This is a genomic window from Escherichia sp. E14V7, from assembly GCF_004212225.1.
GTDB lineage: Bacteria > Pseudomonadota > Gammaproteobacteria > Enterobacterales > Enterobacteriaceae > Escherichia.
This window is the reverse complement of record NZ_RHJJ01000015.1, coordinates 1-23577: the sequence shown is the minus strand read 5'-3', so window position 1 is coordinate 23577 and position 23577 is coordinate 1. Positions and strand designations below refer to the sequence as shown.

At 54.6% G+C, this 23577-nt stretch carries 29 protein-coding genes; 28 read left to right on the top strand and 1 reads right to left on the bottom strand.

The annotated features are described in order from the left end of the window. Positions 1–56 precede the first annotated feature (56 nt). Positions 57–809, top strand: a complete 753-nt coding sequence (locus D9741_RS17405; RefSeq protein WP_060710349.1) for an antitermination protein — start codon at positions 57–59, stop codon at positions 807–809. A 368-nt stretch (positions 810–1177) separates the two neighbouring features. Next, positions 1178–1393 carry a cold shock-like protein CspB gene (gene cspB / locus D9741_RS17400; RefSeq protein ID WP_000066486.1) on the top strand — a complete coding sequence of 72 codons (216 nt, stop codon included), beginning with the start codon at positions 1178–1180 and terminating at the stop codon, positions 1391–1393. 281 nt (positions 1394–1674) lie between these two features. Here cspB and ynfU read toward each other — a convergent pair whose 3' ends face one another. After that, positions 1675–1845, bottom strand: a complete 171-nt coding sequence (gene ynfU, locus D9741_RS23615) for a putative zinc-binding protein YnfU (RefSeq protein WP_001405948.1) — start codon at positions 1843–1845, stop codon at positions 1675–1677. A 221-nt stretch (positions 1846–2066) separates the two neighbouring features. Between ynfU and essD the strand changes: the two genes are divergently transcribed. The 26 genes from essD to D9741_RS17270 all read left to right on the top strand — a co-directional run bounded on the left by essD (position 2067) and on the right by D9741_RS17270 (position 23481). Beyond that, positions 2067–2282 carry a phage lysis protein EssD gene (gene essD / locus D9741_RS17395; protein ID WP_000839596.1) on the top strand — a complete coding sequence of 72 codons (216 nt, stop codon included), beginning with the start codon at positions 2067–2069 and terminating at the stop codon, positions 2280–2282. Continuing rightward, positions 2282–2779, top strand: a complete 498-nt coding sequence (gene rrrD / locus D9741_RS17390) for a lysozyme RrrD (RefSeq protein ID WP_130216506.1) — start codon at positions 2282–2284, stop codon at positions 2777–2779. The genes essD and rrrD overlap by 1 nt, the downstream gene beginning before the upstream one ends. Continuing rightward, positions 2776–3213 (top strand): lysis protein, encoded by a 438-nt coding sequence (locus D9741_RS17385; RefSeq protein WP_130216508.1) that lies wholly within the window; start codon positions 2776–2778, stop codon positions 3211–3213. Before rrrD ends, D9741_RS17385 begins: the two co-directional genes overlap by 4 nt. 201 nt (positions 3214–3414) lie before the next feature. Continuing rightward, positions 3415–3912 carry a KilA-N domain-containing protein gene (locus D9741_RS17380; RefSeq protein WP_000839225.1) on the top strand — a complete coding sequence of 166 codons (498 nt, stop codon included), beginning with the start codon at positions 3415–3417 and terminating at the stop codon, positions 3910–3912. Continuing rightward, entirely contained in the window at positions 3909–4166 is a 258-nt protein-coding gene (locus tag D9741_RS17375; protein WP_001283921.1) for a hypothetical protein, read from the top strand. Before D9741_RS17380 ends, D9741_RS17375 begins: the two co-directional genes overlap by 4 nt. A gap of 229 nt (positions 4167–4395) precedes the next feature. Continuing rightward, positions 4396–4623: a hypothetical protein gene (locus tag D9741_RS23385; protein WP_165383463.1), complete on the top strand. Its 228-nt coding sequence runs from the start codon at positions 4396–4398 to the stop codon at positions 4621–4623. Between the two features lie 139 nt (positions 4624–4762). Further along, positions 4763–5308, top strand: a complete 546-nt coding sequence (locus D9741_RS17365; RefSeq protein WP_000453587.1) for a DNA-packaging protein — start codon at positions 4763–4765, stop codon at positions 5306–5308. Continuing rightward, positions 5283–7208, top strand: coding sequence for a phage terminase large subunit family protein (locus D9741_RS17360; RefSeq protein ID WP_130216510.1), 1926 nt, complete (start codon positions 5283–5285; stop codon positions 7206–7208). Before D9741_RS17365 ends, D9741_RS17360 begins: the two co-directional genes overlap by 26 nt. Continuing rightward, positions 7205–7411 carry a gpW family protein gene (locus tag D9741_RS17355; RefSeq protein WP_000198149.1) on the top strand — a complete coding sequence of 69 codons (207 nt, stop codon included), beginning with the start codon at positions 7205–7207 and terminating at the stop codon, positions 7409–7411. The genes D9741_RS17360 and D9741_RS17355 overlap by 4 nt, the downstream gene beginning before the upstream one ends. Further along, the gene (locus D9741_RS17350; RefSeq protein ID WP_001535134.1) at positions 7408–9009 is read left to right on the top strand and encodes a phage portal protein; all 1602 of its coding nucleotides are present in this window, start codon (positions 7408–7410) and stop codon (positions 9007–9009) included. The genes D9741_RS17355 and D9741_RS17350 overlap by 4 nt, the downstream gene beginning before the upstream one ends. Further along, complete coding sequence (locus D9741_RS17345; protein ID WP_089625925.1) at positions 8990–10309, top strand: S49 family peptidase; 1320 nt, start codon at positions 8990–8992, stop codon at positions 10307–10309. The genes D9741_RS17350 and D9741_RS17345 overlap by 20 nt, the downstream gene beginning before the upstream one ends. 9 nt (positions 10310–10318) lie before the next feature. After that, positions 10319–10651: a head decoration protein gene (locus D9741_RS17340; RefSeq protein ID WP_001345004.1), complete on the top strand. Its 333-nt coding sequence runs from the start codon at positions 10319–10321 to the stop codon at positions 10649–10651. 55 nt (positions 10652–10706) lie between these two features. Beyond that, positions 10707–11732: a major capsid protein gene (locus D9741_RS17335; protein WP_130216512.1), complete on the top strand. Its 1026-nt coding sequence runs from the start codon at positions 10707–10709 to the stop codon at positions 11730–11732. A gap of 41 nt (positions 11733–11773) precedes the next feature. After that, positions 11774–12172 carry a DNA-packaging protein FI gene (locus tag D9741_RS17330; RefSeq protein ID WP_130216514.1) on the top strand — a complete coding sequence of 133 codons (399 nt, stop codon included), beginning with the start codon at positions 11774–11776 and terminating at the stop codon, positions 12170–12172. Positions 12173–12183: 11 nt separating this feature from the next. Beyond that, on the top strand, positions 12184–12537 hold the full coding sequence (locus tag D9741_RS17325) for a head-tail joining protein (protein ID WP_000752976.1): 354 nt from the start codon (positions 12184–12186) through the stop codon (positions 12535–12537). 11 nt (positions 12538–12548) lie between these two features. Next, positions 12549–13127, top strand: a complete 579-nt coding sequence (locus tag D9741_RS17320) for a phage tail protein (RefSeq protein ID WP_130216516.1) — start codon at positions 12549–12551, stop codon at positions 13125–13127. Then, positions 13124–13519, top strand: a complete 396-nt coding sequence (locus D9741_RS17315) for a phage minor tail U family protein (protein WP_000683128.1) — start codon at positions 13124–13126, stop codon at positions 13517–13519. The genes D9741_RS17320 and D9741_RS17315 overlap by 4 nt, the downstream gene beginning before the upstream one ends. A 7-nt stretch (positions 13520–13526) precedes the next feature. Continuing rightward, positions 13527–14267, top strand: coding sequence for a phage tail protein (locus tag D9741_RS17310; RefSeq protein ID WP_001306179.1), 741 nt, complete (start codon positions 13527–13529; stop codon positions 14265–14267). Between the two features lie 15 nt (positions 14268–14282). Further along, on the top strand, positions 14283–14696 hold the full coding sequence (locus D9741_RS17305) for a phage minor tail protein G (protein ID WP_130216518.1): 414 nt from the start codon (positions 14283–14285) through the stop codon (positions 14694–14696). Continuing rightward, positions 14678–15112, top strand: coding sequence for a phage tail assembly protein T (locus tag D9741_RS17300; protein ID WP_130216520.1), 435 nt, complete (start codon positions 14678–14680; stop codon positions 15110–15112). Before D9741_RS17305 ends, D9741_RS17300 begins: the two co-directional genes overlap by 19 nt. Further along, positions 15105–17666 (top strand): phage tail tape measure protein, encoded by a 2562-nt coding sequence (locus D9741_RS17295; RefSeq protein WP_130216522.1) that lies wholly within the window; start codon positions 15105–15107, stop codon positions 17664–17666. The genes D9741_RS17300 and D9741_RS17295 overlap by 8 nt, the downstream gene beginning before the upstream one ends. Next, positions 17663–17992, top strand: coding sequence for a phage tail protein (locus tag D9741_RS17290; protein WP_130216524.1), 330 nt, complete (start codon positions 17663–17665; stop codon positions 17990–17992). Before D9741_RS17295 ends, D9741_RS17290 begins: the two co-directional genes overlap by 4 nt. Continuing rightward, positions 17992–18690, top strand: a complete 699-nt coding sequence (locus D9741_RS17285) for a phage minor tail protein L (RefSeq protein WP_130216526.1) — start codon at positions 17992–17994, stop codon at positions 18688–18690. The genes D9741_RS17290 and D9741_RS17285 overlap by 1 nt, the downstream gene beginning before the upstream one ends. A 4-nt stretch (positions 18691–18694) precedes the next feature. Then, on the top strand, positions 18695–19438 hold the full coding sequence (locus tag D9741_RS17280; RefSeq protein ID WP_130216528.1) for a C40 family peptidase: 744 nt from the start codon (positions 18695–18697) through the stop codon (positions 19436–19438). After that, complete coding sequence (locus tag D9741_RS17275) at positions 19435–20007, top strand: tail assembly protein (protein ID WP_240725498.1); 573 nt, start codon at positions 19435–19437, stop codon at positions 20005–20007. The genes D9741_RS17280 and D9741_RS17275 overlap by 4 nt, the downstream gene beginning before the upstream one ends. A 60-nt stretch (positions 20008–20067) precedes the next feature. After that, positions 20068–23481, top strand: coding sequence for a host specificity protein J (locus D9741_RS17270; protein WP_130216532.1), 3414 nt, complete (start codon positions 20068–20070; stop codon positions 23479–23481). The last annotated feature ends 96 nt before the right edge of the window (positions 23482–23577 follow it).

Below are 23577 nucleotides of genomic sequence, written 5' to 3'. Positions count from 1 at the left end.
GCCGTTTTATTGTTTTTTGCTGCCAATTGGCGTGCTGGTGTAAATGGAGAGCGAGAATGAATCTTGAGGCCTTACCAAAATATTACTCCCCAAAATCTCCAAAATTGAGCGATGACGCACCGGCGACAGACTCAGGTGGTTTATCAATTACGGATGTGATGGCTGCGCAGGGGATGGTGCAGTCGAAAGCACCGCTTGGGTTTGCCTTATTCCTGGCAAAAGTTGGTGTTCAGGACCCTCAGTTTGCGATTGAAGGTCTGCTCAATTACGCGATGGCACTGGATAACCCGACATTGAATAAATTGAGTGCAGAAACACGGTTACAGATTATTCCTTACCTCGTGAATTTTGCCTTTGCTGATTATTCCAGGTCTGCGGCAAGTAAGGCTCGCTGTGAGCATTGTGCTGGTACGGGATTTCATAATGTATTGCGCGAAGTGGTGAAACATTCCAGAAGCGGGGAATCCGTTATCAAGGAAGAGTGGGTGAAGGAACTATGTCAGCATTGTCATGGTAAGGGAGAAGTCAGCACAGCGTGCAGAGGGTGTAAGGGTAAAGGTATTGTCCTGGATGAAAAAAGGACCCGGCTTCATGGCACGCCTGTTTATAAGATTTGTGGGCGTTGCAATGGAAACCGGTTTAGCCGTTTACCAACCACACTGGCGCGGCATCATGTCCAGAAACTGGTACCGGACCTGACGGATTATCAGTGGTACAAGGGGTATGCTGATGTTATTGATAAACTGGTTACAAAGTGCTGGCAGGAAGAAGCATATGCAGAAGCACAGTTGAGAAAAGTGACAAGATAAATAATCTTCGCCGAAGATATCGACATGATGCTTGCATTTTTCAAAAAATATGGATAGGATTTTCTCAACGATGGGCTTTGTATGTCCGGTGTTGAGAAAAAGTAGAAAACCCGCTAATGAGCGGGTTTTTGTGTTTTAAATGGGGAGGTGGCTGGATGTCTAAAATAAACATTGCTTCCAAGTGTACAACTATGCGTTAATGGCTGCGTCGGTTTGAAGAACAGACGATATACGAAGTAGTTTACTAAAGCAGTTCTCATTTCAGGTGTTATTCACTTATTCCTTCTTTGAGTCTCTCCAATTAAGTATGAAGTCGTTTCTGTTATACAAATCATTTATGCCGAAAGGCTCAAGTTAAGGAATGTAGAATGTCAAATAAAATGACTGGTTTAGTAAAATGGTTTAACGCTGATAAAGGTTTTGGCTTTATTTCTCCTGTTGATGGTAGTAAAGATGTGTTTGTGCATTTTTCTGCAATTCAGAATGATAATTATCGAACCTTATTTGAAGGCCAAAAGGTTACCTTCTCTGTAGAGAGTGGTGCTAAAGGTCCTGCAGCAGCAAATGTCATTATTACTGATTAAAACTCATAGCTTGTCTGTATACGATAACGAAGAAGGCTGATGCCTGAGTAGAGATGCAGATAGAGTTGTGGGTATTGAATCCCATTTTGTGGTGAAGTGCAGGTTTGCTGCATGAATAGTTTTACAGTAGAAGCTAACTGCTGGCATAGCAATACAAAGTGCGTAAGTGGGTAACTACCACAAAAAGCATCACAATCTCAAACCCGCGCAGGCGGGTTTTTTATTATCTGATTTAAATATATTATTAAAATATAAAAACTCTTTGTAAGTAATCAAAACACTCAGGCAACAGCTTTAAGATTTGTTTGGAATACTTTGTTGCAATGAGGGCAGATCAAAAGGGCACCTTTTTGTACTCTAGAAAAACTGTGTTCTGATTCTTGGGTACAGTTTGGGCAGGAACATTTTACGAGATAATTACGGCGTGATTTTGAGTCTTTACGTTCTGACATAGGCTTTTCCTGTATAAATGGCCGTACACATTACACTAAATAGAAAAATATATCCCGCATTATTATTTAATAGATGGTTTTTCTTTTAAAATATTTAACCACATTATTTTAATTTTCTGTTTTTTGAGCGTCGTTGAGAACAACGTTTGCTGTAAAAACTAACCCGTAGACTCCGATCTTTTCAAACATATTGCACCATCCGTGTACATCGGGGTGAGGATATGAAATCAATGGATAAGTTAACAACAGGTGTCGCCTATGGCACCTCTGCAGGCAGTGCTGGCTACTGGTTTTTACAGTTGCTCGATAAAGTCACGCCATCACAGTGGGCGGCAATAGGTGTGCTGGGTAGTCTGGTATTTGGCCTGCTGACGTACCTGACAAACCTTTATTTCAAGATTAAAGAAGATAAGCGTAAGGCTGCGAGAGGTGAATAATGTCGCCATCATTACGCAAGGCTGTTGCAGCTGCTATTGGTGGTGGGGCTGTTGCCATAGCGTCTGTGCTCATCACTGGTCCGAGTGGTGACGATGGTCTGGAAGGTGTCAGCTACATACCATATAAAGATATCGTTGGCGTATGGACTGTATGTTACGGGCACACCGGAAAAGACATTATGCTCGGTAAAACGTATACCGAAGCAGAATGCAAAGCCCTCCTGAATAAAGACCTTGCCACTGTCGCCAGACAAATTAACCCGTACATCAAAGTCGATATACCGGAAACAACGCGCGGCGCTCTTTACTCGTTCGTCTATAACGTGGGCGCAGGCAATTTCAGAACATCTACTCTTCTTCGCAAAATAAACCAGGGCGATATCAAGGGCGCATGTGACCAGCTACGTCGCTGGACATACGCTGGCGCTAAGCAATGGAAAGGCCTGATGACTCGTCGTGAGATTGAGCGTGAGGTCTGTTTGTGGGGGCAACAATGAGCAGGGTAACCGCGATTATCTCCGTTCTGGTTATCTGCATCATCGTCTGCCTGTCATGGGCTGTTAATCATTACCGTGATAACGCCATCGCCTACAAAGACCAGCGCGATAAAGCCACATCCATCATCGCTGATATGCAGAAGCGTCAACGTGATGTAGCAGAACTCGACGCCAGATACACAAAGGAGCTTGCTGATGCTAACGCGACTATCGAAAGTCTCCGTGCTGATGTTTCTGCTGGGCGTAAGCGCCTGCAAGTCGCCGCCACCTGTGCAAAGTCAACGACCGGAGCCAGCAGCATGGGCGATGGAGAAAGCCCAGGACTTACAGCAGATGCTGAACTCAATTATTACCGTCTCAGAAGTGGAATCGACAGGATAACCGCGCAGGTTAACTACCTGCAGGAGTACATCAGGACGCAATGCCTGAAATAATTTTTTTGCAAATCACAAAGTCAATTTAATGAGCCTCGCGATGCGGGGCTTTTTGCAATAAATGCGTACCGCAACGCATGTTTTTTATACCGAACCTGCCCCTTTGGAATGGGCCTTTGAGGATACCAGTTAGTGCTGGCGAGCCTCGGTGGGCTGGTTTCCTGTGCGGCAAAGGTTCATTTCAAAGAGTAGGTACACGCTATGAAATCATTAACCCTCTTCAATCAACCAATTCGTATCGGTGAAGATGGCATGATCTGCCTCACTGATATGTGGAAAGCCAGTGGTAAAAGTGAATCTGAATCTCCGTACCACTACCTGCGAAACAAGCAGACCAAAGAGTTCTTAGCCGAGCTGGAGAAAAACCACGAATCTGTGGTTTTTACTGAGCGCGGTGTACACGGTGGAACATATGGCGGGAAGTTTGTTGCTTATGATTATGCAGCATGGCTAAACCCCGGATTTAAATATGCAGCCTATAAAGTCCTGGATGACTACTTCACCGGAGAACTTCAGCATCGCAACAGCTTAAGTGCGCAGCTCAATATGAAGTGTCATGAGTTTGATCAGAAAAAAGATATGGCGAGCTTCTGTGGACAAGGGCTGGCGGCATGGCGCTATACGAAGCCAGTGTTGGTCGCTGAGATTAACTCCCTGGCTAACCAGCTGCAGATAACGATCCCCGGGCTTCCGGGATGAGTGATCGTGTCATTGAATGCGCCTCCAGAGCGGGGCGCGACTTCTCAGAGTTCATGAAAGGCGAGAAGGGCATGATGGAAGCATTGGCCTCGGTGGATGAGTTTGGAGAGCAGCTGCGCCTCAACGGCTGTGTCAATCATCACTTTGTTAGCTACATGATGCGGAACTCGATCATGCAGGCATTCATGGACATGGCAAAAGCCGAGAGGAAAGAAGAGCGCCGGCGTAAGCGAGCGGAAGCAAAAGCGAAGTAGCCATTACAAAGCCCATCTACTGGTGGGCTTGATAATGGCTTATACCCTACACGGGATAACTTAACTGATATCCCTTTTAACGGATAAAGGTATTCAAGCCTGACACATCATGCGCTGTATCGTCGCTGTATTCCCGCATTAACCATGACCGTAGCCCGACGGGGAACTCCTTCTGCGCGAGTGTGCGGGAATAATCAAAAACGATGCACACCGGGTTTTTACCGCGTTTATGATTCGCGGGGGTGTCCCTCATGCTCGCCAGTCCTGTGCGGGGGTGGAAGAAACAGGACGTGTATTCAGGTCTGTGCGACCGTGGTCGCACGACTTTGGTCGTTCAGATATTAAATCCCATTGTGAAGTAAACCCGAATGGCTGGCGGGTCCTTTCCGGCAATCCGGCAGACTACGGGGCGGAAGGCGCGCGGATTTTCGCTATTTATGAAAATTTTCCGGTTTAAGGCGTTTCCGTTCTTCTTCGCCGTAACCTAATGTTTTTATTTAAAACACCGCCTGAAAAGAAAGGAAACGACAGGTGCTGAAAACGGGCTTTTTGGCCTCTGTCGTTTCCTTTCTCTGTTTTTGTCTGTGGAATGAACAATGGAAGTCAACAAAAAGCAGCTGGCTGACATTTTCGGCGCGAGTATCCGTACCATTCAGAACTGGCAGGAGCAGGGAATGCCCGTTCTGCGAGGCGGTGGGAAGGGTAATGAGGTGCTTTATGACTCTGCCGCCGTCATAAAATGGTATGCCGAAAGGGATGCTGAAATTGAGAACGAAAAGCTGCGCCGGGAGGTTGAAGAACTGCGGCAGGCCAGCGAGACAGATCTCCAGCCAGGGACTATTGAGTACGAACGCCATCGACTTACGCGTGCGCAGGCCGACGCACAGGAGCTGAAAAATGCCAGAGACTCCGCTGAAGTGGTGGAAACTGCATTCTGTACTTTCGTGCTGTCGCGGATCGCAGGTGAAATTGCCAGTATTCTCGACGGGATCCCCCTGTCGGTGCAGCGGCGTTTTCCGGAACTGGAAAACCGACATGTTGATTTCCTGAAACGGGATATCATCAAAGCCATGAACAAAGCAGCCGCGCTGGATGAACTGATACCGGGGTTGCTGAGTGAATATATCGAACAGTCAGGTTAACAGGCTGCGGCATTTTGTCCGCGCCGGGCTTCGCTCACTGTTCAGGCCGGAGCCACAGACCGCCGTTGAATGGGCGGATGCCAGTTACTATCTCCCGAAAGAATCCGCATACCAGGAAGGGCGCTGGGAAACACTGCCCTTTCAGCGGGCCATCATGAATGCGATGGGCAGCGACTACATCCGCGAGGTGAATGTGGTGAAGTCTGCCCGTGTTGGTTATTCCAAAATGCTGCTGGGTGTTTATGCCTACTTCATAGAGCATAAGCAGCGTAACACCCTTATCTGGTTGCCGACGGATGGCGATGCCGAAAACTTTATGAAAACCCACGTTGAGCCGACCATCCGCGATATTCCGTCGCTGCTGGCGCTGGCTCCGTGGTATGGCAAAAAGCACCGGGATAACACGCTCACCATGAAGCGTTTCACCAATGGTCGTGGCTTCTGGTGTCTGGGCGGTAAAGCGGCAAAAAACTACCGTGAAAAGTCGGTGGATGTGGCGGGTTATGATGAACTTGCTGCCTTTGATGATGATATTGAACAGGAAGGCTCTCCGACGTTCCTGGGTGACAAGCGTATTGAAGGCTCGGTCTGGCCAAAGTCCATCCGTGGCTCCACGCCCAAAGTGAGAGGCACCTGTCAGATTGAGCGTGCAGCCAGTGAATCCCCGCATTTTATGCGTTTTCATGTTGCCTGCCCGCACTGCGGGGAGGAGCAGTACCTTAAATTTGGCGATAAAGAGACGCCGTTTGGCCTCAAATGGACGCCGGATGATCCCTCCAGCGTGTTTTATCTCTGCGAACATAATGCCTGCGTCATCCGCCAGCAGGAGCTGGACTTTACTGATGCCCGTTATATCTGCGAAAAGACCGGGATCTGGACCCGTGATGGCATTCTCTGGTTTTCGTCATCCGGTGAAGAGATTGAGCCGCCGGACAGCGTGACTTTCCACATCTGGACGGCGTACAGCCCGTTCACCACCTGGGTGCAGATTGTCAAAGACTGGATGAAAACGAAAGGGGATACGGGAAAACGTAAAACCTTCGTGAACACCACGCTCGGTGAGACATGGGAAGCGAAAATCGGTGAACGTCCGGATGCTGAAGTGATGGCAGAGCGGAAAGAGCATTATTCAGCGCCCGTTCCTGACCGTGTGGCTTACCTGACTGCCGGTATCGACTCCCAGCTGGATCGCTACGAAATGCGCGTATGGGGATGGGGGCCGGGTGAGGAAAGCTGGCTGATTGACCGGCAGATTATTATGGGCCGCCACGATGATGAACAGACGCTGCTGCGTGTGGATGAGGCCATCAATAAAACCTATACCCGCCGGAATGGTGCAGAAATGTCGGTATCCCGTATCTGCTGGGATACTGGCGGGATTGACCCGACCATTGTGTATGAACGCTCGAAAAAGCATGGGCTGTTCCGGGTGATCCCCATTAAAGGGGCATCCGTCTACGGTAAGCCGGTGGCCAGCATGCCACGTAAGCGAAACAAAAACGGGGTTTACCTTACCGAAATCGGTACGGATACCGCGAAAGAGCAGATTTATAACCGCTTCACACTGACGCCGGAAGGGGATGAACCGCTTCCCGGTGCCGTTCACTTCCCGAATAACCCGGATATTTTTGATCTGACCGAAGCGCAGCAGCTGACTGCTGAAGAGCAGGTCGAAAAATGGGTGGATGGCAGGAAAAAAATACTGTGGGACAGCAAAAAGCGACGCAATGAGGCACTCGACTGCTTCGTTTATGCGCTGGCGGCGCTGCGCATCAGTATTTCCCGCTGGCAACTGGATCTCAGTGCACTGCTGGCGAGCCTGCAGGAAGAGGATAGTGCAGCAACCAACAAGAAAACACTGGCAGATTACGCCCGTGCCTTATCCGGAGAGGATGAATGACGCGACAGGAAGAACTTGCCGCTGCCCGTGCGGCACTGCATGACCTGATGACAGGTAAACGGGTGGCAACAGTACAGAAAGACGGACGAAGGGTGGAGTTTACGGCCACTTCCGTGTCTGACCTGAAAAAATATATTGCAGAGCTGGAAGTGCAGACCGGCATGACACAGCGACGCAGGGGACCTGCAGGATTTTATGTATGAAAACGCCCACCATTCCCACCCTTCTGGGGCCGGACGGCATGACATCGCTGCGCGAATATGCCGGTTATCACGGCGGTGGCAGCGGATTTGGTGGGCAGTTGCGGGCGTGGAACCCACCGAGTGAAAGTGTGGATGCAGCCCTGCTGCCCAACTTTACCCGTGGCAATGCCCGCGCAGACGATCTGGTACGCAATAACGGCTATGCCGCCAACGCCATCCAGTTGCATCAGGATCATATCGTCGGGTCTTTTTTCCGGCTCAGTCATCGCCCAAGCTGGCGCTATCTGGGCATCGGGGAGGAAGAAGCCCGTGCCTTTTCCCGCGAGGTTGAAGCGGCATGGAAAGAGTTTGCCGAGGATGACTGCTGCTGCATTGACGTTGAGCGAAAACGCACGTTTACCATGATGATTCGGGAAGGTGTGGCCATGCACGCCTTTAACGGTGAACTGTTCGTTCAGGCCACCTGGGATACCAGTTCGTCGCGGCTGTTCCGGACACAGTTCCGGATGGTCAGCCCGAAGCGCATCAGCAACCCGAACAATACCGGCGACAGCCGGAACTGCCGTGCCGGTGTGCAGATTAATGACAGCGGTGCGGCGCTGGGATATTACGTCAGCGAGGACGGGTATCCTGGCTGGATGCCGCAGAAATGGACATGGATACCCCGTGAGTTACCCGGCGGGCGCGCCTCGTTCATTCACGTTTTTGAACCCGTGGAGGACGGGCAGACTCGCGGTGCAAATGTGTTTTACAGCGTGATGGAGCAGATGAAGATGCTCGACACGCTGCAGAACACGCAGCTGCAGAGCGCCATTGTGAAGGCGATGTATGCCGCCACCATTGAGAGTGAGCTGGATACGCAGTCAGCGATGGATTTTATTCTGGGCGCGAACAGTCAGGAGCAGCGGGACAAGCTGACGGGCTGGATTGGTGAAATTGCCGCGTATTACGCCGCAGCGCCGGTCCGGCTGGGAGGCGCAAAAGTACCGCACCTGATGCCGGGTGACTCACTGAACCTGCAGACGGCTCAGGACACGGATAACGGCTACTCCGTGTTTGAGCAGTCACTGCTGCGGTATATCGCTGCCGGGCTGGGTGTCTCGTATGAGCAGCTTTCCCGGAATTACGCTCAGATGAGCTACTCCACGGCACGGGCCAGCGCGAACGAGTCGTGGGCGCACTTTATGGGGCGGCGAAAATTCGTCGCATCCCGTCAGGCGAGCCAGATGTTTCTGTGCTGGCTGGAAGAGGCCATCGTTCGCCGCGTGGTGACGTTACCTTCAAAAGCGCGCTTCAGTTTTCAGGAAGCCCGCAGTGCCTGGGGGAACTGTGACTGGATAGGCTCCGGTCGTATGGCCATCGATGGTCTGAAAGAAGTACAGGAAGCGGTGATGCTGATAGAAGCCGGACTGAGCACCTACGAGAAAGAGTGCGCAAAACGCGGCGACGACTATCAGGAAATTTTTGCCCAGCAGGTCCGTGAAACGATGGAGCGCCGCGCGGCTGGTCTTAAACCGCCCGCCTGGGCGGCTGCAGCATTTGAATCCGGGCTGCGACAATCAACAGAGGAGGAGAAGAGTGACAGCAGAGCTGCGTAATCTCCCGCATATTGCCAGCATGGCCTTTAATGAGCCGCTGATGCTTGAACCCGCCTATGCGCGGGTTTTCTTTTGTGCGCTTGCAGGCCAGCTTGGGATCAGCCGCCTGACAGATGCGGTGTCCGGCGACAGCCTGACTGCCCAGGAGGCACCCGCGACGCTGGCATTATCCGGTGATGATGACGGACCACGACAGGCCCGCAGTTATCAGGTCATGAACGGCATCGCCGTGCTGCCGGTGTCCGGCACGCTGGTCAGCCGGACGCGGGCGCTGCAGCCGTACTCGGGGATGACCGGTTACAACGGCATTATTGCCCGTCTGCAACAGGCTGCCAGCGACCCGATGGTGGACGGCATTCTGCTCGATATGGACACGCCAGGCGGAATGGTGGCGGGAGCATTTGACTGCGCTGACATCATCGCCCGTGTGCGTGACATAAAACCGGTATGGGCGCTGGCCAACGATATGAACTGCAGTGCAGGTCAGCTGCTTGCCAGTGCCGCCTCCCGGCGTCTGGTCACGCAGACCGCCCGGACAGGCTCCATCGGCGTCATGATGGCTCACAGTAATTACGGTGCTGCGCTGGAGAAACAGGGTGTGGAAATCACGCTGATTTACAGCGGCAGCCATAAGGTGGATGGCAACCCCTACAGCCATCTTCCGGATGACGTCCGGGAGACACTGCAGTCCCGGATGGATGCAACCCGCCAGATGTTTGCGCAGAAGGTGTCGGCATATACCGGCCTGTCCGTGCAGGCTGTGCTGGATACCGAGGCTGCAGTGTACAGCGGTCAGGAGGCCATTGATGCCGGACTGGCTGATGAACTTGTTAACAGTACCGATGCGATCACCGTCATGCGTGATGCACTGGATGCACGTAAATCCCGTCTCTCAGGAGGGCGAATGACCAAAGAGACTCAATCAACAACTGTTTCAGCCACCGCTTCGCAGGCTGACGTTACTGACGTGGTGCCAGCTACGGAGGGCGAAAACGCCAGCGCGGCGCAGCCGGACGTGAACGCGCAGATCACCGCAGCGGTTGCGGCAGAAAACAGCCGCATTATGGGGATCCTCAACTGTGAGGAGGCTCACGGACGCGAAGAACAGGCACGCGTGCTGGCAGAAACCCCCGGTATGACCGTGGAAACGGCCCGCCGCATTCTGGCCGCAGCACCACAGAGTGCACAGGCGCGCAGTGACACTGCGCTGGATCGTCTGATGCAGGGGGCACCGGCACCGCTGGCTGCAGGTAACCCGGCATCTGATGCCGTTAACGATTTGCTGAACACACCAGTGTAAGGGATGTTTATGACGAGCAAAGAAACCTTTACCCATTACCAGCCGCTGGGCAACAGTGACCCGGCTCATACCGCAACCGCGCCCGGCGGATTGAGTGCGAAAGCGCCTGCAATGACCCCGCTGATGCTGGACACCGCCACCCGTAAGCTGGTTGCGTGGGATGGCACCACCGATGGCGCTGCTGTTGGCATTCTTGCGGTTGCTGCTGACCAGACCAGCACCACGCTGACGTTCTACAAGTCCGGCACGTTCCGTTATGAGGATGTGCTCTGGCCGGAGGCTGCCAGCGACGAGACGAAAAAACGGACCGCGTTTGCCGGAACGGCAATCAGCATCGTTTAACCTTACCCTTCATCACTAAAGGCCGCCTGTGCGGCTTTTTTTACGGGATTTTTTTATGTCGATGTACACAACCGCCCAACTGCTGGCGGCAAATGAGCAGAAATTTAAGTTTGATCCGCTGTTTCTGCGTCTCTTTTTCCGTGAGAGCTATCCCTTCACCACGGAGAAAGTCTATCTCTCACAAATTCCGGGACTGGTAAACATGGCGCTGTACGTTTCGCCGATTGTTTCCGGTGAGGTTATCCGTTCCCGTGGCGGCTCCACCTCTGAATTTACGCCGGGATATGTCAAGCCGAAGCATGAGGTGAATCCGCAGATGACCCTGCGTCGCCTGCCGGATGAAGATCCGCAGAATCTGGCGGACCCGGCTTACCGCCGCCGTCGCATCATCATGCAGAACATGCGTGATGAAGAGCTGGCCATTGCCCAGGTCGAAGAGATGCAGGCAGTTTCTGCCGTGCTTAAGGGCAAATACACCATGACCGGTGAAGCCTTTGATCCGGTTGAGGTGGATATGGGGCGCAGTGCGGCGAACAACATCACACAGTCCGGTGGCACGGAGTGGAGCAAGCGCGACAAGTCCACGTATGACCCGACCGACGATATCGAAGCCTACGCGCTGAACGCCAGCGGTGTGGTGAATATCATCGTGTTTGATCCGAAAGGCTGGGCGCTGTTCCGTTCCTTCAAGGCCGTCAAGGAGAAGCTGGATACCCGTCGCGGCTCTCATTCCGAGCTGGAGACAGCGGTGAAAGACCTGGGCGAAGCGGTGTCCTACAAGGGGATGTATGGCGATATGGCGATCGTCGTGTATTCCGGACAGTACGTGGAAAACGACGTCAAAAAGAACTTCCTGCCGGACAACACGATGGTGCTGGGGAACACTCAGGCACGCGGTCTGCGCACCTATGGCTGCATTCAGGATGCGGACGCACAGCGCGAAGGCATTAACGCCTCTGCCCGCTACCCGAAAAACTGGGTGACCACCGGCGATCCGGCGCGTGAGTTCACCATGATTCAGTCAGCACCACTGATGCTGCTGGCTGACCCTGATGCGTTCGTGTCCGTACAACTGGCGTAATCGTGGCCCTTCGGGGCCATTTTCTCTCTGTGGAGGAGTCCATGACGAAAGATGAACTGATTGCCCGTCTCCGCTTGCTGGGTGAACAACTGAACCGTGATGTCAGCCTGACGGGGACGAAAGAAGAACTGGCGCTCCGTGTGGCAGAGCTGGAAGAGGAGCTTGATGACACGGATGACATTGCCGGTCAGGACACCCCTCTCAGCCAGGAAAATGCGCTGACCGGGCATGAAAATGAGGTGGTATCAGCGCAGCCGGACACCGTGATTCAGGATACGGCTGAACTGGTCACGGTCGTGGCACTGGTGACGCTGCATACCGATGCACTTCACGCCACGCGGGATGAACCTGTGGCATTTGTGCTGCCGGGAACGGCGCTTCGTGTCTCTGCCGGTGTGGCAGCCGAAATGACAGCGCGTAGCCTGGTCAGAATGCAATAGCGGGAGGCGCTGTGGCTGATTTTGATAACCTGTTCGATGCTGCCATTGCCCGCGCCGATGAAACGATACGCGGGTACATGGGAACGTCAGCCACCATTACATCCGGTGAGCAGTCCGGTGCTGTAATACGTGGTGTTTTTGATGACCCTGAAAATATCAGCTATGCCGGACAGGGCGTGCGCGTTGAAGGCTCCAGCCCGTCCCTGTTTGTCCGGACTGATGATGTGCGGCAGCTGCGGCGTGGAGACACGCTGACCATCGGTGAGGAAAACTTCTGGGTAGACCGGGTTTCGCCGGATGATGGCGGAAGCTGTCATCTCTGGCTTGGACGGGGCGTGCCGCCTGCCGTTAACCGTCGCCGCTGAAAGGGGGATGTATGGCCATAAAAGGTCTTGTGCAGGCCGTTGAAAACCTCAGCCGTATAAGCAAAACGGCGGTGCCTGGTGCCGCCGCAATGGCCATTAACCGCGTTGCTTCATCCGCGATATCGCAGTCGGCGTCACAGGTTGCCCGTGAGACAAAGGTACGCCGGAAACTGGTAAAGGAAAGAGCCAGGCTGAAAAGGGCCACGGTCAAAAATCCGCAGGCCAGAATCAAAGTTAACCGGGGGGATTTGCCCGTAATCAAGCTGGGTAATGCGCGGGTTGTCCTGTCCCGCCGCAGGCGTCGTAAAAAGGGGCAGCGTTCATCCCTGAAAGGTGGCGGCAGCGTGCTTGTGGTGGGAAACCGTCGTATTCCCGGCGCGTTTATTCAGCAACTGAAAAATGGCCGGTGGCATGTCATGCAGCGTGTGGCCGGGAAAAACCGTTACCCCATTGATGTGGTGAAAATCCCGATGGCGGTGCCGCTGACCACGGCGTTTAAACAGAATATTGAACGGATACGGCGTGAACGTCTTCCGAAAGAGCTGGGCTATGCGCTGCAGCATCAACTGAGAATGGTAATAAAGCGATGAAACATACTGAACTCCGTGCAGCCGTACTGGATGCACTGGAGAAGCATGACACCGGGGCGACGCTTTTTGATGGTCGCCCCGCCGTTTTTGATGAGGCGGATTTTCCGGCAATTGCCGTTTATCTCACCGGCGCTGAATACACGGGCGAAGAGCTGGACAGCGATACCTGGCAGGCGGAGCTGCATATTGAAGTTTTCCTGCCTGCTCAGGTGCCGGATTCAGAGCTGGATTCGTGGATGGAGTCCCGGATTTATCCGGTGATGAGCGATATCCCGGCACTGTCAGATTTGATCACCAGTATGGTGGCCAGTGGCTATGACTACCGACGCGACGATGATGCGGGCCTGTGGAGTTCAGCCGATCTGACTTATGTCATTACCTATGAAATGTGAGGACGCTATGCCTGTACCAAATCCTACAATGCCGGTGAAAGGGGCCGGAACCACACTGTGGGTTTATAAGGGGAACGGTGACCCTTATGCGAACCCGCTTTCAGACGTTGACTGGTCGCGTCTGGCAAAAGTTAAAGACCTGACGCCCGGCGAACTGACCGCTGAGTCCTATGACGACAGTTATCTCGATGATGAAGATGCGGACTGGACTGCGACCGGGCAGGGGCAGAAATCAGCCGGAGATACCAGCTTCACGCTGGCGTGGATGCCCGGAGAGCAGGGGCAGCAGGCGCTGCTGGCGTGGTTTAATGAAGGTGATACCCGTGCCTATAAAATCCGCTTCCCAAACGGCACGGTCGATGTGTTCCGTGGCTGGGTCAGCAGTATCGGTAAAGCGGTGACGGCGAAGGAAGTGATCACCCGCACGGTGAAGGTCACCAATGTGGGACGCCCGTCGATGGCTGAAGATCGCAGTACGGTGACGGCGGCAACCGGCATGACGGTGACGCCCGCCAGTGCTTCCGTAGTGAAAGGGCAGAGCACCACGCTGACCGTGGCATTCCAGCCGGAAGGTGTAACCGACAAGAGCTTCCGTGCGGTGTCTGCGGATAAAACAAAAGCCACCGTGTCGGTCAGTGGTATGACCATCACCGTGAACGGCGTTGCTGCAGGTAAGGTCAACATTCCGGTCGTATCCGGTAATGGTGAGTTTGCTGCGGTTGCAGAAATCACCGTCACCGCCAGTTAATCCGGAGAGTCAGCGATGTTCCTGAAAACAGAATCATTTGAACATAACGGCGTGACCGTCACGCTTTCTGAACTGTCAGCCCTGCAGCGTATTGAGCATCTCGCCCTGATGAAACAGCAGGCAGAATCCGACAGCAACCGGAAGTTTACTGTGGAAGACGTCATCAGAACCGGTGCTTTTGTGGTGGCGATGTCCCTGTGGCATAACCATCCGAAGAAGACGCAGATGCCCTCCATGAATGAAGCCGTTAAACAGATTGAGCAGGAAGTGCTTACCACCTGGCCCACAGAGGCAATTTCTCATGCTGAAAACGTGGTGTACCGGCTGTCCGGTATGTATGAGTTTGTGGTGAATAATGCCCCTGAACAGACAGAGGACGCCGGGCCTGCAGAGCCTGTTTCTGCGGGAAAGTGTTCGACGGTGAGCTGAGTTTTGCCCTGAAACTGGCGCGTGAGATGGGGCGACCCGACTGGCGCGCCATGCTTGCCGGGATGTCATCCACGGAGTATGCCGACTGGCACCGCTTTTACAGTACCCACTATTTTCATGATGTTCTGCTGGATATGCACTTTTCCGGGCTGACGTACACCGTACTCAGCCTGTTTTTCAGCGATCCGGATATGCATCCGCTGGATTTCAGTCTGCTGAACCGGCGTGAGGCTGACGAAGAGCCTGAAGATGATGTGCTGATGCAGAAAGCGGCAGGGCTTGCCGGAGGCGTCCGCTTTGACCCGGACGGGAATGAAGTGATCCCCGCTTCCCCGGATGTGGCAGACATGGCGGAGGATGACGTAATGCTGATGACAGTATCAGAAGGGATCGCAGGAGGAGTCCGGTATGGCTGAACCGGTAGGCGATCTGGTCGTTGATTTAAGTCTGGATGCGGCAAGATTTGACGAGCAGATGGCCAGAGTCAGGCGTCATTTTTCCGGTACGGAAAGTGATGCGAAAAAAACAGCGGCAGTCGTTGAACAGTCAATGAACCGGCAGGCGCTGGCTGCACAGAAAGCGGGGATTTCCGTCGGGCAGTATAAAGCCGCCATGCGTATGCTGCCTGCGCAGTTCACCGACGTGACCACACAGCTTGCAGGCGGGCAAAGTCCGTGGCTGATCCTGCTGCAACAGGGGGGGCAGGTGAAGGACTCCTTCGGCGGGATGATCCCCATGTTCAGGGGGCTTGCCGGTGCGATCACCCTGCCGATGGTCGGGGCCACCTCGCTGGCGGTGGCTACAGGGGCGCTGGCGTATGCCTGGTATCAGGGCAACTCAACCCTGTCCGATTTCAACAAAACGCTGGTCCTTTCCGGTAATCAGTCGGGTCTGACGGCAGATCGTATGCTGGTCCTGTCCAGAGCCGGGCAGGCGGCAGGGCTGACGTTTAACCAGACCAGCGAGTCACTCAGCGCACTGGTTAAGGCGGGGGTAAGCGGTGAGGCTCAGATTGCGTCCATCAGCCAGAGTGTGGCGCGTTTCTCCTCTGCATCCGGTGTGGAGGTGGACAAGGTCGCTGAAGCCTTCGGGAAGCTGACCACAGACCCGACGTCGGGGCTGACGGCGATGGCACACCAGTTCCATAACGTGACGGCGGAGCAGATTGCGTATGTTGCTCAGTTGCAGCGTTCCGGCGATGAAGCCGGGGCATTGCAGGCGGCGAACGAGGCCGCAACGAAAGGGTTTGATGACCAGACCCGCCGCCTGAAAGAGAACATGGGCACGCTGGAGACCTGGGCAGACAGGACAGCGCGGGCATTCAAATCCATGTGGGATGCGGTGCTGGATATTGGTCGTCCTGATACCGCGCAGGAGATGCTGATTAAGGCAGAGGCTGCGTTTAAGAAAGCAGACGACATCTGGAATCTGCGCAAGGATGATTATTTTGTTAACGATGAAGCGCGGGCGCGTTACTGGGATGATCGTGAAAAGGCCCGTCTTGCGCTTGAAGCCGCCCGAAAGAAGGCTGAGCAGCAGACTCAACAGGACAAAAATGCGCAGCAGCAGAGCGATACCGAAGCGTCACGGCTGAAATATACCGAAGAGGCGCAGAAGGCTTACGAACGTCTGCAGACGCCGCTGGAGAAATATACCGCCCGTCAGGAAGAACTGAATAAGGCACTGAAAGACGGGAAAATCCTGCAGGCAGATTACAACACGCTGATGGCGGCGGCGAAAAAGGACTATGAAGCGACGCTGAAAAAGCCGAAACAGTCCGGCGTGAAGGTGTCTGCGGGCGATCGTCAGGAAGACAGTGCTCATGCTGCCCTGCTGACGCTTCAGGCAGAACTCCGGATGCTGGAGAAGCATGCCGGAGCGAATGAGAAAATCAGCCAGCAGCGCCGGGATTTGTGGAAGGCAGAAAGTCAGTTCGCGGTACTGGAGGAGGCGGCACAACGTCGCCAGCTGTCCGCACAGGAGAAATCCCTGCTGGCGCATAAAGACGAGACGCTGGAGTACAAACGCCAGCTGGCTGTACTTGGCGATAAGGTCACGTATCAGGAGCACCTGAATGCGCTGGCGCAACAGGCGGATAAATTCGCACAGCAGCAACGGGCAAAACGGGCAGCCATTGAGGCGAAAAACCGGGGGCTGACTGACCGGCAGGCAGCGCGGGACGCCACGGAACAGCGTCTGAAGGAACAGTATGGCGATAATTCGCTGGCGCTGAATAACGTCATGTCAGAGCAGAAAAAGACCTGGGCAGCTGAAGACCTGCTTCGCGGGAGCTGGATGGCTGGCCTCAAGTCCGGCTGGAGCGAGTGGAAAGAGAGTGCCACGGACAGTATGTCGCAGGTTAAAAGTACTGCCACGCAGACCTTTGATGGTATTGCGCAGAATATGGCGGCGATGCTGACCGGCAGTGAGCAGAACTGGCGCAGCTTCACCCGTTCCGTGCTGTCCATGATGACAGAAATTCTGCTTAAGCAGGCAATGGTGGGGATTGTCGGGAGTATCGGCAGCGCCATTGGCGGTGCTACCAGTAGTGGCGCATCAGCGTCAGGTGGTACAGCCATTCAGGCAGCTGCGGCGAAATTCCATTTTGCGACCGGAGGATTTACGGGAACCGGTGGCAAATATGAGCCAGCGGGGATTGTTCACCGGGGCGAATTTGTCTTCACGAAGGAGGCAACCAGCCGGATTGGCGTGGGGAATCTCTACCGGCTGATGCGCGGCTATGCCACCGGCGGTTATGTCGGTACACCTGGCAGTCTGGCGGACAGCCGGTCGAAGGCGTCCGGGAAGTTTGAGCAGAATAACCATGTAGTGATTAATAACGACGGCACGAACGGTCAGATAGGTCCGGCTGCTCTGAAGGCGGTGTATGACATGGCCCGCAAGGGTGCCCGTGATGAAATTCAGACACAGATGCGTGATGGTGGCCTGTTCTCCGGAGGTGGACGATGAAAACCTTCCGCTGGAAAGTGAAACCCGGTATGGATGTGGCTTCGGCCCCTTCCGTCAGGAAGGTGCGCTTTGGTGATGGCTATTCCCAGCGAGCGCCTGCCGGGCTGAATGTCGACCTGAAAACGTACAGCGTGACGCTTTCTGTTCCCCGTTGGGAGGCCGCGGCGCTGGAGTCGTTTCTGGCTGAGCACGGGGGCTGGAAGGCCTTTCTGTGGACGCCGCCTTATGGCTACCGGCAGATAAAGGTGACCTGCGCAAAATGGTCGTCGCGGGTCAGTATGTTGCGTGTTGAGTTCAGCGCAGAGTTTGAACAGGTGGTGAACTGATGCAGGATATCCGACAGGAAACACTGAATGAATGCACCCGTGCGGAGCAGTCTGCCAGCGTGGTGCTCTGGGAAATCGATCTGACAGAGGTTGGTGGAGAACGTTATTTTTTCTGTAATGAGCAGAACGAAAAAGGTGAGCCGGTCACCTGGCAGGGGCGGCAGTATCAGGCGTATCCCATTCAGGGGAGTGGTTTCGAACTGAATGGCAAAGGCACCAGTGCGCGCCCCACGCTGACGGTTTCTAACCTGTACGGTATGGCCACCGGGATGGTGGAAGACCTGCAGAGTCTGGTCGGCGGAACGGTGGTCCGGCGCAAGGTTTACGCCCGTTTTCTGGATGCGGTGAACTTCGTCAACGGAAACAGTGACGCCGATCCGGAGCAGGAGGTGATCAGCCGCTGGCGCATCGAGCAGTGCAGCGAACTGAGCGCGGTCAGTGCCTCTTTTGTACTGGCCACGCCGACGGAAACGGACGGCGCTGTTTTTCCGGGACGTATCATGCTGGCCAACACCTGCACCTGGACCTATCGCGGCGATGAGTGCGGTTATCACGGTCCGGCTGTCGCGGATGAATATGACCAGACGACAACCGATATCACGAAGGATAAATGCAGCAAATGCCTGAGTGGCTGTAAGTTTCGCAATAACGTCGGCAACTTTGGCGGCTTCCTTTCCATTAACAAACTTTCGCAGTAATCCCATGACAGAGACAGAATCAGCGATTCTGGCGCACGCCCGACGATGTGCGCCAGCGGAGTCGTGCGGCTTCGTGGTGAGAACGCCGGAGGGGGAAAGATATTTTCCCTGCGTGAATATTTCCGGTGAGCCGGAGGATTATTTCCGGATGGCTCCGGAGGACTGGCTGCAGGCCGAAATACAGGGTGAGATTGTGGCGCTGGTCCACAGCCACCCCGGTGGTCTGTCCTGGCTGAGTGAGGCCGACCGGCGGCTGCAGGTGCAGAGTGATTTGCCGTGGTGGCTGGTCTGCCGGGGGGCGATTCATAAGTTCCGCTGTGTGCCGCATCTCACCGGGCGGCGCTTTGAGCACGGGGTGACGGACTGTTACACGCTGTTCCGGGATGCTTATCATCTGGCTGGGATTGAGATGCCGGATTTTCATCGCGAGGATGACTGGTGGCGTAACGGTCAGAATCTCTATCTGGATAATCTGGAGGCCACAGGGCTGTATCAGGTTCCGTTGTCATCAGCACAACCGGGCGATGTGCTGCTGTGCTGTTTTGGTTCATCGGTGCCGAATCATGCCGCCATTTACTGCGGCGACGGCGAGCTGCTGCACCATATTCCTGAACAACTGAGCAAACGAGAGAGGTATACCGACAAATGGCAGCGACGCACACACTCCCTCTGGCGTCACCGGGCATGGCACGCATCTGCCTTTACGGGGATTTACAACGATTTGGCCGCCGCATCGACCTTCGTGTGAAAACGGGGGCCGAAGCCATCCGGGCGCTGGCCACACAGCTCCCTGCGTTTCGTCAGAAACTGAGCGACGGCTGGTATCAGGTACGTATTGCCGGGCAGGATGTCAGCACGTCCGGATTAACGGCGCAGTTACATGAGGCTCTGCCTGACGGCGCTGTGATTCATATCATTCCCAGAGTCGCCGGGGCCAAGTCAGGTGGCGTATTCCAGATTGTCCTGGGGGCAGCCGCCATTGCCGGATCATTCTTTACCGCCGGAGCCACCCTTGCAGCATGGGGGGCAGCCATTGGGGCCGGTGGTATGACCGGCATTCTGTTTTCTCTCGGTGCCAGTATGGTGCTCGGCGGTGTGGCTCAGATGCTGGCACCGAAAGCCAGAACTCCCCGCACACAGACAACGGATAACGGTAAGCAGAACACCTATTTCTCCTCACTGGATAACATGGTTGCCCAGGGGAATGTTCTGCCCGTTCTGTACGGTGAAATGCGCGTGGGGTCACGCGTGGTATCTCAGGAGATCTGCACGGCAGACGAAGGGGACGGTGGTCAGGTTGTGGTGATTGGTCGCTGATGCAAAATGTTTTATGTGAAACCGCCTCCGGGCGGTTTTGTCGTTTATGGAGCATGACGAATGGGTAAAGGAAGCAGTAAGGGGCATACCCCGCGCGAAGCGAAGGACAACCTGAAATCCACGCAGCTGCTGAGTGTGATCGATGCCATCAGCGAAGGGCCGATTGAAGGTCCGGTGGATGGATTAAAAAGCGTGCTGCTGAACAGTACGCCGGTGCTGGACAGTGAGGGGAATACCAATATCTCCGGTGTCACAGTGGTGTTCCGGGCAGGTGAGCAGGAGCAGACACCGCCGGAGGGTTTTGAATCCTCCGGATCCGAGACGGTGCTGGGTACGGAAGTGAAATATGACACGCCGATCACCCGGACCATCACGTCTGCAAACATCGACCGTCTGCGCTTTACCTTCGGTGTGCAGGCACTGGTGGAAACCACCTCAAAGGGGGACCGGAATCCGTCGGAAGTCCGCCTGCTGGTTCAGATACAACGTAACGGTGGCTGGGTGACGGAAAAAGACATCACCATTAAGGGAAAAACCACCTCACAGTATCTGGCCTCGGTGGTGGTGGGTAACCTGCCGCCGCGCCCGTTCAGTATCCGGATGCGCAGGATGACGCCGGACAGCACTACAGACCAGCTGCAGAACAAAACGCTCTGGTCGTCATACACCGAAATCATCGATGTGAAACAGTGCTACCCGAACACGGCACTGGTCGGCGTACAGGTGGACTCGGAGCAGTTCGGCAGCCAGCAGGTGAGTCGTAATTATCATCTTCGCGGGCGCATTCTGCAGGTGCCGTCGAACTATAATCCGCAGACGCGACAATACAGCGGTATCTGGGACGGAACGTTAAAACCAGCATACAGCAACAACATGGCCTGGTGTCTGTGGGATATGCTGACCCATCCGCGCTACGGCATGGGGAAACGTCTTGGTGCGGCGGATGTGGACAAATGGGCGCTGTATGTCATCGGACAGTATTGCGACCAGTCGGTGCCGGATGGTTTTGGTGGCACGGAGCCGCGCATCACCTGTAACGCTTACCTGACCACACAGCGTAAGGCGTGGGATGTTCTCAGTGATTTCTGCTCGGCGATGCGCTGTATGCCGGTATGGAACGGGCAGACGCTGACGTTCGTGCAGGACCGACCGTCAGATAAGGTGTGGACCTATAACCGCAGTAATGTGGTGATGCCGGATGATGGCGCGCCGTTCCGGTACAGCTTCAGCGCCCTGAAGGACCGCCATAATGCCGTTGAGGTGAACTGGATTGACCCGAATAACGGCTGGGAGACGGCGACAGAGCTTGTGGAGGACACGCAGGCCATTGCCCGTTACGGTCGTAACGTCACGAAGATGGATGCCTTTGGCTGTACCAGCCGGGGGCAGGCGCACCGCGCCGGGCTATGGCTGATTAAAACGGAACTGCTGGAAACGCAGACTGTGGACTTCAGCGTGGGTGCCGAAGGGCTTCGCCATGTACCGGGCGATGTCATTGAAATCTGTGATGATGACTATGCGGGGATCAGCATCGGCGGGCGCGTGCTGGCGGTGAACAGCCAGACGCGGACACTGACGCTCGACCGTGAAATCACGCTGCCATCCTCCGGCACCACGCTGATAAGCCTGGTTGACGGACAGGGGAATCCGGTCAGCGTGGAGGTCCAGTCCGTCACCGACGGTGTGAAGGTGAAAGTGAGCCGTGTTCCTGACGGCGTTGCTGAATACAGCGTGTGGGGGCTGAAGTTGCCGACGCTGCGCCAGCGCCTGTTCCGCTGTGTGAGTATCCGTGAGAACGATGACGGCACGTATGCCATCACCGCCGTGCAGCATGTACCGGAGAAAGAAGCCATCGTGGATAACGGGGCGCACTTTGACGGCGACCAGAGCGGCACGGTGAATGGTGTCACGCCGCCAGCGGTGCAGCACCTGACTGCAGAAGTCACCGCAGACAGCGGGGAACATCAGGTGCTGGCGCGCTGGGACACGCCGAAGGTGGTGAAGGGCGTGAGCTTCCTGCTTCGCCTGACTGTGGCTGCGGATGATGGCAGTGAACGGCTGGTCAGCACGGCCCGGACGACGGAAACCACATACCGCTTCAGGCAACTGGCGCTGGGAAACTACAGGCTGACAGTCCGGGCGGTAAATGCGTGGGGACAGCAGGGCGATCCGGCGTCGGTATCGTTCCGGATTGCCGCACCGGCAGCGCCGTCGCGGATTGAGCTGACGCCGGGCTATTTTCAGATAACCGCCACGCCCCATCTTGCCGTTTATGATCCGACGGTACAGTTTGAGTTCTGGTTCTCGGAAAAGCGGATTGCGGATATCAGGCAGGTTGAAACTACAGCCCGCTATCTTGGCACGGCGCTGTACTGGATAGCTGCCAGTATCAATATTAAGCCGGGCCATGATTATTATTTTTATATCCGCAGTGTGAATACTGTTGGCAAATCGGCATTCGTGGAGGCTGTCGGTCGGGCGAGCGATGATGCGGAAGGTTACCTGGATTTTTTCAAAGGCCAGATAACCGAATCCCATCTCGGCAAGGAGCTGCTGGAAAAAGTCGAGCTGACGGAGGATAACGCCAGCAAACTGGAGGAGTTTTCGAAAGAGTGGAAAGACGCCAACGATAAATGGAATGCCATGTGGGGCGTCAAAATTGAGCAGACCAAAGACGGCAGGCATTATGTCGCGGGGCTTGGCCTCAGTATGGAGGACACGCCGGAAGGTAAACTGAGCCAGTTCCTGGTTGCCGCTAACCGTATCGCGTTTATTGACCCGGCAAACGGGAATGAAACTCCGATGTTTGTGGCGCAGGGCAACCAGATATTCATGAACGAAGTGTTCCTGAAGTATCTGACGGCTCCCACCATTACCAGCGGTGGCAATCCGCCGGTATTTTCCCTGACACCGGACGGGCGGCTGACGGCGAAAAATGCCGATATCAGCGGTAACGTGAATGCGAACTCCGGGACGCTCAACAACGTCACGATAAATGAGAACTGTACGATTAAGGGAATGCTCGAGGCTACTCAGGTCAGAGGTGACTTCGTTAAAGCTGTATCTAAGCCATTCCCGAAAAAAACTGGCTCGTGGGGCGATACGGAAACACCAGGCGGGACGGTTACAGTCACCATTTACGATGATCATAACTTTGACCGCCAAATCATTATTCCGCCCATTATTTTTAATGGTGTGGCGTATGACGATCCGGGGAGCGGTAATAACCCGGGTGGTACGCGATACACGGGTTATGGTTTTGAAGTTCGCAAAAACGGCGTATTAATCGCAACCAGAGAAACTAAAGGAGCCATTCCCGGTAGTTACAGTGCGGTTATTGATATGCCGAGTGGTGGTGGTAGCGTCACTCTGGAGTTTAAGATTTTCCAGAAAGGCAATCAGGGCGCAGGTAACATCACAGACTGTACAGTGATTGTGACCAAAAAAGCTGCTTCCGGTATCAGTATCCGTTGAAATATTTATAACCCCAATACGGGCGCCAGAAATGGCGCCTTTTTTATTTGTGGAGTGAGTATGGCAGTACAGATTTCAGGTGTGCTGAAAGATGGT